Raw genomic sequence first — 7945 nt, 5'->3', positions numbered from 1 at the left:
CATCCCGAACAGAGCAGTTAAGCCCGCCAGAGCCGATGGTATTGCCGTAACAGGCGTGAGAGTAGGTCGGTGCCGGATTTCATTCAGAGCCCCGTGCATAAGCAACGGGGCTTTTGTTTTTTTAACCCTTTCTTGCCTGTATCGTACAGCTGTTTTCCTGTAGCAGAGAATGTAGCAATTTCTCGCACGAAGAGATTTGTATTATTCGTAATCAAATGATACCTTTAACTCTTAGACGGAGGTTGGCTTTCAGGACATTCGCCGTCGTGTAAATGAATTAATGTTAGGCTTTATGAATCGAGGAAGACTCCTTTTTTTGGTTAGTGGTGCGTGGTTATTGGTAGCCGCCTGCATGAATCCGAAACAACAACAAACAGAACAAACACAGCAAGAAAATGTGCTTAACGGTGACAGTGCAATAACATGCGTAGCACATGGTATCCCTTCACGTGCCGCCGCTATAGCGGAGTCGAAGACAGGGCATAGTTTTCTGGGGTCGGATGATGCACCGATGGTTTATGTAAATGGCAGTACATTTCAAATGGGATCAAACGACTTTGAGGATGCCAGTCCGTTACATGAGGTTACTGTAGATGGATTCTGGATGGACGAACACGAGGTAACCAATGGGCAATTTGCCCGTTTTGTGTCTGCTACCGGTTATCAGACGGTTGCTGAGCGGCCGCTCGATCCTAAGGACTTTCCAAATGTACCATTGGATGCCCTTCAGCCCGGCTCGGCGGTATTCACGCCACCCGATCATGCTGTCGGATTAGCGAATCACCTTCAATGGTGGCAGTATGTGGTGGGAGCAAGTTGGCGTCAACCGGAGGGACCCGGAAGCAGTATAAAGGGTCGGGAGCATGAACCTGTGGTGCACATTGCGTACGAAGATGCAGCGGCATTTGCTAAATGGGCGGGAAAGCGACTGCCCACAGAAGCCGAATGGGAACTTGCTGCGCGTGGCGGAGCGCCCAATAGCAAGTATTATTGGGGCAACGAACTAAAACCGAAAGGCAGCTGGGCAGCCAATGTTTACCAAGGTAATTTTCCTGCGGAGGATGTAGGCGAAGATGGCTATAAAGGTGTAGCTCCGGTTAAATCGTATGCACCCAATGCTTTCGGATTATATGATATGGATGGCAATGTATGGGAATGGTGCTCGGATTATTATCGACCAGACTACTATAAAAGTAGTCCGAAGAAGAATCCCAAGGGGCCGTCAGACAGCTACGATCCGATGGAGCCCGGCGCCGTCAAACGGGTACAACGAGGAGGCTCATTCCTGTGCAATGAACAATATTGTGAGCGTTATGTTGCCGGTAGTAGAGGAAAAGGTGAGATAAGCAGCGGGAGTAATAATCTTGGCTTTAGGTGTGTGAGCGATGATCCACCTCCCTCGAAATAATAGCTATGAAAAGTAAGAGTGCCTGCGGGACAGGCACTCTATACTTACTAACCCAATTGTAAACTTACTATGAAGAGAGAAATTTCAAAAACTCGATTCGAAGAATTGCTTAATCCGTTGAAAGTCGTGATGTAATTCCACGGTAGCCCCAAAGACGAGTAGCACGGGACCGGTATTGTCGATACCTTTTTCTTCCGCTGTCTCTATAATGGTGTTAACTAAACCAATCGCGGTTTTCTCATTCGTCATAGAGCCGTTTTGAATGACAGCGGTGGGTAAGCCTCCTTTTCCGATCTCCTGATAAATGGCTACGATCTCGGCCAATCTGTCAAAGCCAAGTAATACAACAACTGTGGCGCTGCTGCGAGCCGCATCGCGCAATTCGGTAGATAAATTGCCCTTACTGTCCGTACCCGAGAGAATCCACAAGCTTTCGCTCGACCCGCTGTGCGTAACGGGAATGCCTTGTAAGCCAGGTATAGATATCGCACTGGAAATACCTGGGATAATCGCGGTTTCGATACTGTAGGAAGCTGCATAGTCAAGCTCTTCATACCCACGGCCAAAGACAAATAGATCGCCCCCTTTTAACCGAACCACGTGACCGAAATTCAATGCGTAATCAACCATCAATTGATTGACTACACCCTGTGAAAAATTTTCGTCGCCAGATGGGTTACCCACGTAGACTTTAATGGATTCTTGGGGGGCATAATCCAATAACCGCTCATCTACCAGCGCGTCATATAAAATAACATTTGCTGTTTTTAGTGCATTTACGCCTTTTATACTGATTAAATCGGGATCCCCCGGGCCAGCGCCGACCAACGTAATCTTTGGATCGATATACTGCTTTTCCGTTACTGTTGCCATTGTTTTCTTTTTTTATCTTTTAAGCGAAAAAGCCTCTTCGATAGTTCGTTGTCGAAGAGGCCTTACTATATCATATCATCAAAGCACCTTCAACCGCGCGTATAACACATCGTTCGTGTATACATACACGATGGGTTGCAGCTGATCGTTTTATAATTTATTGCTTTCATAATGCAAATATATATAAAGTCTATTTATTTAGTAGATTTAATTTGAAAAGATTTCAATATCTGTTTTAATTTACTGATAATTAGACGGATAATTTTACAGGCGAGTATAAATGGCTATTTGCCAGCTATGAATCATTGAATTTGGTGCTGCCTTTCTAACCAGGAATTGATTTAAGTATCCCGTTTCAAGGTCATACTTTTCCGAAAATCGGAAACCAATGGACACATAAGCGCGATTTTGGTCGAACCATTTTCCATTGGTCGCTTTTTGATTGTGTATGTTGAAGAAAAGCTCATTTTGAAGCGAGGTGAATATACCCCGGTGAAAGGGTTGGTCCGAAGGAGAACGAAGTGGAATAACACTCCTGATGAAATACCTTGCTCGCTGGGTAAATGCCGTTTCGTCGGGACGTTTAAGAAAACGCTGCTCGAGGCGGAACCGATGCTGGAGTGGGACACCTAACGTTGTTCCAGTAATAATGTACTGCTGCCAAATGCGGTGTTCGGTTAATCTAGAGGCGTCTGTGGCGAGTTCGTGGGTTGCCAACGTAGCGGCGTATCCCAAAGCAGCGGTTTGGCGCTGGTTGACGTAATAGTTGATACCAGACCGAATTAAAAGCGATGAATTACTGCTCCAATCGTTTCCTGCTCGGAATTGAATATCGTGATTCATACCCCACTTGTCGGTGAATTTCACGTTATTAAACCAAGCGAGCCAACTATTGAAAACGTGTTCTTGGGCGACAGATTGCAGGGTAAATAAAGAAAGTGATGCAATCGTTAAAAATAGTCGAGTGGGATGCTTTACTGGCAAATGCATATTTTTTGAAATGTTTACTTTTTAGTAATGATGCGAAAATAGGTGTAAATGCTTTAAAATCGGGAGAAAAATAAAAAGAAACCCTCCCCACCGATTAGCTAGGGGAGGGTTTCTTTTTCCCGGTTTCCATTGATGGGCTTGCGGAATATTGGCAGATTAAATCAAATCAAAACGATCGAGGTTCATCACTTTATTCCATGCGGCAATAAAGTCTTTCACAAATTTTTCTTGTCCATCTGAACTTCCATACACTTCGGCAAGCGCTCTAAGTTCTGAATTTGAGCCAAAAACAAGATCAGCGCGGGTTGCGGTCCATTTAAGTTCACCTGTTGCGCGGTCAAGACCTTCGAACAATTCCCGATATTCATCGATTGCTTTCCAGGCAGTGTTCATATCGAGTAGGTTTACGAAGAAATCATTGGTAAGCGTCTCGGGACGGTGGGTAAATACACCGTGTGGAGTATTGTTAAAATTCGTGTTCAACACGCGCATACCGCCGATAAGAACGGTTAATTCAGGAGCTGTCAGTGTTAGCAATTGAGCTTTGTCGATTAGCAATTCTTCGGTAGACACACTGTATTTGGTCTTTAGGAAGTTGCGGAAGCCATCGGCCACCGGTTCCAACAGCGCGAACGATTCTACGTCGGTCTGCTCCTGTAGCGCATCCATACGACCCGGATGGAAGGGAACTGCTACGTCGTATCCTGCATCCTTTGCAGCCCTTTCAATACCTGCACAACCCCCTAAAACAATGAGGTCAGCAAGGGAAACCCGTTTGCCGTCGGACTGCCTGTTATTAAATGCGACTTGGATGTCTTCGAGTTTTGCCAATACATTTGCGAGCTGTGGAGGATTGTTAATCTCCCAGCTTTTTTGCGGTTCTAACCGGATACGTGCCCCATTTGCGCCTCCTCGTTTGTCCGAACCGCGAAAGGTGGATGCCGATGCCCAAGCGGTGGCAACCAGCTGTGACACCGATAACCCGGATTCCGATATATCAGTTTTCAACGTAGCAATGTCCTGGTCATCGATTAACTCATGGTCTACTACGGGAATCGGATCCTGCCAAATCAGTTCTTCTTCAGGTGCGTCGGGACCAAGATAGCGTGTTCTTGGTCCCATATCGCGGTGTGTCAGTTTGAACCAAGCGCGAGCGAAAGCATCGGCAAACTCATCCGGATTTTCAAAAAATCGGCGGGAAATTTTTTCGTAGGCTGGATCGAATCTCAGGGCTAGATCGGTCGTAAGCATGGTGGGTAAATGCCTTTTGGAAGGGTCGTGGGCATCGGGTATGATTGGATTAGCTCCCTTTGCGACCCATTGATGTGCACCTGCGGGGCTTTTTGTCAATTCCCATTCATAGCCGAACAGATTCCAAAAGAAATTGGTGCTCCACTTTGTGGGGGTGGTTGACCAGGTGACTTCTAAACCGCTGGTGATGGTGTCACCGCCTTTGCCTGTACCATAACTGCTTTTCCAGCCCAGACCTTGCTCTTCGAGGTCAGCAGTTTCAGGCTCAGCGCCAACAAGTGATGAATCGCCTGCACCGTGGGTTTTGCCAAAGGTGTGGCCGCCGGCAATGAGCGCAACAGTTTCTTCGTCGTTCATGGCCATGCGTTTAAAGGTTTCACGGATATCATAAGCTGCTGCCACTGGATCCGGATTGCCATCAGGACCTTCTGGATTAACGTAAATGAGTCCCATTTGCACGGCGGCAAGTGGATTCTCCAGGTTACGGCTATGGATGTCGCCGTCAGCGTCGTCATCCGATACAAGTACTGCACTTTCTTTCCTAACGCCTTCGGAACCGCGGGCATAACGTACATCGCCACCTAACCAAGTCTTCTCGGATCCCCAATAGACGTCTTCGTCAGGCTCCCATGTATCCTCGCGACCGCCAGCGAAGCCAAAGGTCTTGAAGCCCATCGATTCAAGTGCCACATTTCCGGTCAGGATCAGCAGGTCCGCCCAGGATATCTTTCTGCCATATTTTTGTTTAATAGGCCACAATAATCTACGTGCTTTGTCGAGGCTGACATTGTCGGGCCAGCTGTTGAGCGGGGCAAACCGCTGCTGGCCACGACCCGCACCGCCGCGGCCATCGCCTATCCGGTAAGTGCCCGCGCTATGCCAAGCCATGCGTATAAATAATGGCCCATAGTGACCGAAATCCGCAGGCCACCAATCCTTGGAATCGGTCATCAACTTGCGTAGATCTTCCTTTACTGTATCCAGGTCGAGACTGTTAAACTCTTCAGCATAATTGAAAGCTTCGCCCATGGGGTTGGATACGGGTGAATGCTGCCGCAAGATGCTTACTTTTAACTGATTTGGCCACCAGTCGCGGTTTTTAGTTCCTCTACTCCCGACATGAGTTTTAATCGGTTTTGAGGGCGCAAAATTGCCAGAAAATGGGCATTTGCCTGTGTCGTTTGCATTGCTGTCCATAAGGAATGTCTTTAAGGGTTGTCAATTCGTTGCATTGCTAATTTCAAATATAAAAGGATTATGTGGATACGTTAAATCACTTATAATGATGCTTTATAGTCAAAATTGATAATACATGTCTATGTGTATAAAATTGAATGATTTGATGTGATTCACTTTAGTTATCCATTTGCTAAGTTATTTTCGCAATAGCTGGGCGAGCTACCATAGAAACGTTTATCTTTATCGTCCGATATAAATCCGAACTCACATGATATTCGATAATGTAACAAAGCTAATGTTCCTCGGCGTGGTAGCAGTCGTAGGATTAACGGCAGGATGTAACTCAGTTGACAGCGCTAAAAGTGACGAGCCTAGTCCTTATGGACCGATACCTACCGCAGCGCAGTTGAACTGGCATGAGCTAGAAATGTATTGTTTAATCCACTTTACGCCAACCACATTTCAGAATAAAGAGTGGGGGTTTGGCGATGCACCGGCTGATTTATTCAATCCGAAGCATTTTGATGCCAACCAGATTGCTGCAGCTGCCAAGGCTGGAGGATTCAATGGATTGATATCGGTAGCCAAACATCACGACGGCTATTGTTTGTGGCCGACAAAAACGACGGATTATAACATCTCCCGCAGCCCATGGCGTGAAGGAAAGGGCGATATGGTGAAGGAATTTATGGAAGCCGCTCACAAACAGGGAATGCAGTTTGGGGTGTATGTGTCTGCTTGGGATCGAAATTTTCCCGCCTATGGTGCTCCCGAATATGCCGACGCTTATCGGGAGCAGTTACGGGAATTATATGGTAACTACGGGCCGTTGTTTGTCAGCTGGCACGATGGTGCCAATGGCGGCGACGGCTACTATGGCGGCGCAAACGAGACCCGTCGTATCGATCGATCTACGTATTACGAATGGGAAGAAAAAACGTGGCCAATTACACGAGAGATGCAACCCACCGCGGTAATTTTCAGTGACATCGGTCCGGATATACGATGGGTGGGAAATGAAAAAGGTGAAGCTGCGGAGACCTCCTGGGCCACATTTACACCGGTGGCTCCCGATGGTGGTAAACCTGCACCTGGCCATATTGACGAACGGTTTTTGGGAAGTGGGCAGCGAAACGGGAAGTATTGGATTCCCGCCGAGTGCGATGTGCCGCAGCGCCCGGGATGGTTTTATCACCCGGAGCAGGACAATGATGTAAAAACACCCGATCAGCTGTTTGACCTTTATCTTAAAAGCGTGGGCCGTGGCGCAGCGTTCAACTTGGGGCTCGCCCCTAATACGGACGGCTTGCTGCACCCTAATGACGTCGCTTCGCTCAAAGGGTTTGGTGAAAAGTTGCATAAAACATTTGCAGAAAACTTTGCCTCGGGCGCTTCGTTTAACGCATCCAATATACGCAAGGACAAAGAAAAGCATTTCGGTCCTGCCAATTTATTGGATGACGACCGCTATAGCTATTGGGCTACCAACGATGATGTAACCCAGCCTGAACTGGTTGTAAAATTGAAGGACGAGGCTACCTTTGATCTTATCCGCCTACGTGAAAATATCAAACTGGGGCAGCGTTTAGATAGCGTCTGGATAGATGTATGGCAGGACGAGGCGTGGCAGCCGTTAGTCATGGCGACCAGCATCGGCTCCAGCCGACTTATTCCTCTGAAAGAACCAGTTACTACGAAGCAAGTGCGGCTGCGGCTATTTGCTCCGGTAGCTATAGCGCTCAGCGATTTTGGTCTGTTTAAGGAAGCAACGGTAGAATTTGCAACGCAAATCACTGACCGAAAGGCCTTGAACGCATCGGCATGGAAAATAGTCGACAATTCATTAGACGGTGGTGATCCGGCATTGGCGTGGGATGGAAATACAAATACCCATTGGCTCACGAATGAAATAGGTTTACCTAAGCGCTTTAGCGTCGACATGGGCAGTCTGCAGACCCTCACAGGCATGGGTTATCTCCCCCGGCAGGACGGGGAGGCAGCGGGCTTGGTAAACCGCTATGTTTTTGAAACAAGTGTAGACGGGAGCCAGTGGCAAGCCGTCGGTAGCGGAGAGTTTTCTAATATCGTGGCCAACCCTATACTACAATTTGTGGAGTTCGCCAAACCGGTACAAGCGCGTTATTTCCGATTCGCGATAGAATCCGTGGCTAACGCATCAACTAGCCGATCGGTCGTGTCGATAGCGGAATTTACCGTGTATGGCAAATAAAGGAAAATCGGTAC

The 7945-nt window shown here is 47.5% G+C and carries 5 protein-coding genes; 2 read left to right on the top strand and 3 right to left on the bottom strand.

What is annotated here, in order from left to right; genetic code table 11:
- Window positions 1–292 precede the first annotated feature (292 nt).
- Window positions 293–1408, top strand: a complete 1116-nt coding sequence (locus BMZ56_RS22725) for a formylglycine-generating enzyme family protein (protein ID WP_245893359.1) — start codon at window positions 293–295, stop codon at window positions 1406–1408.
- Window positions 1409–1492: 84 nt separating this feature from the next.
- Here the strand turns inward: BMZ56_RS22725 and cobA are convergent, their stop codons facing one another.
- From cobA to katG, 3 genes are all read right to left on the bottom strand, one after another.
- Entirely contained in the window at window positions 1493–2281 is a 789-nt protein-coding gene (gene cobA / locus BMZ56_RS22720) for a uroporphyrinogen-III C-methyltransferase (protein ID WP_090631376.1), read from the bottom strand.
- Between the two features lie 264 nt (window positions 2282–2545).
- Complete coding sequence (locus BMZ56_RS22715) at window positions 2546–3271, bottom strand: DUF2490 domain-containing protein (RefSeq protein ID WP_090631373.1); 726 nt, start codon at window positions 3269–3271, stop codon at window positions 2546–2548.
- A 156-nt stretch (window positions 3272–3427) separates the two neighbouring features.
- On the bottom strand, window positions 3428–5719 hold the full coding sequence (katG, locus tag BMZ56_RS22710) for a catalase/peroxidase HPI (protein WP_090631369.1): 2292 nt from the start codon (window positions 5717–5719) through the stop codon (window positions 3428–3430).
- 250 nt (window positions 5720–5969) lie between these two features.
- Between katG and BMZ56_RS22705 the strand changes: the two genes are divergently transcribed.
- Entirely contained in the window at window positions 5970–7931 is a 1962-nt protein-coding gene (locus BMZ56_RS22705; RefSeq protein ID WP_245893358.1) for an alpha-L-fucosidase, read from the top strand.
- Window positions 7932–7945: the final 14 nt, after the last annotated feature.

Origin of the sequence: Parapedobacter indicus, from assembly GCF_900113765.1 — a bacterium.
GTDB classification, from domain to species: Bacteria; Bacteroidota; Bacteroidia; order Sphingobacteriales; family Sphingobacteriaceae; genus Parapedobacter; species Parapedobacter indicus.
The sequence above is the reverse complement of the archived record's forward strand: the minus strand, read 5'-3'. Positions and strand labels throughout refer to the sequence as shown.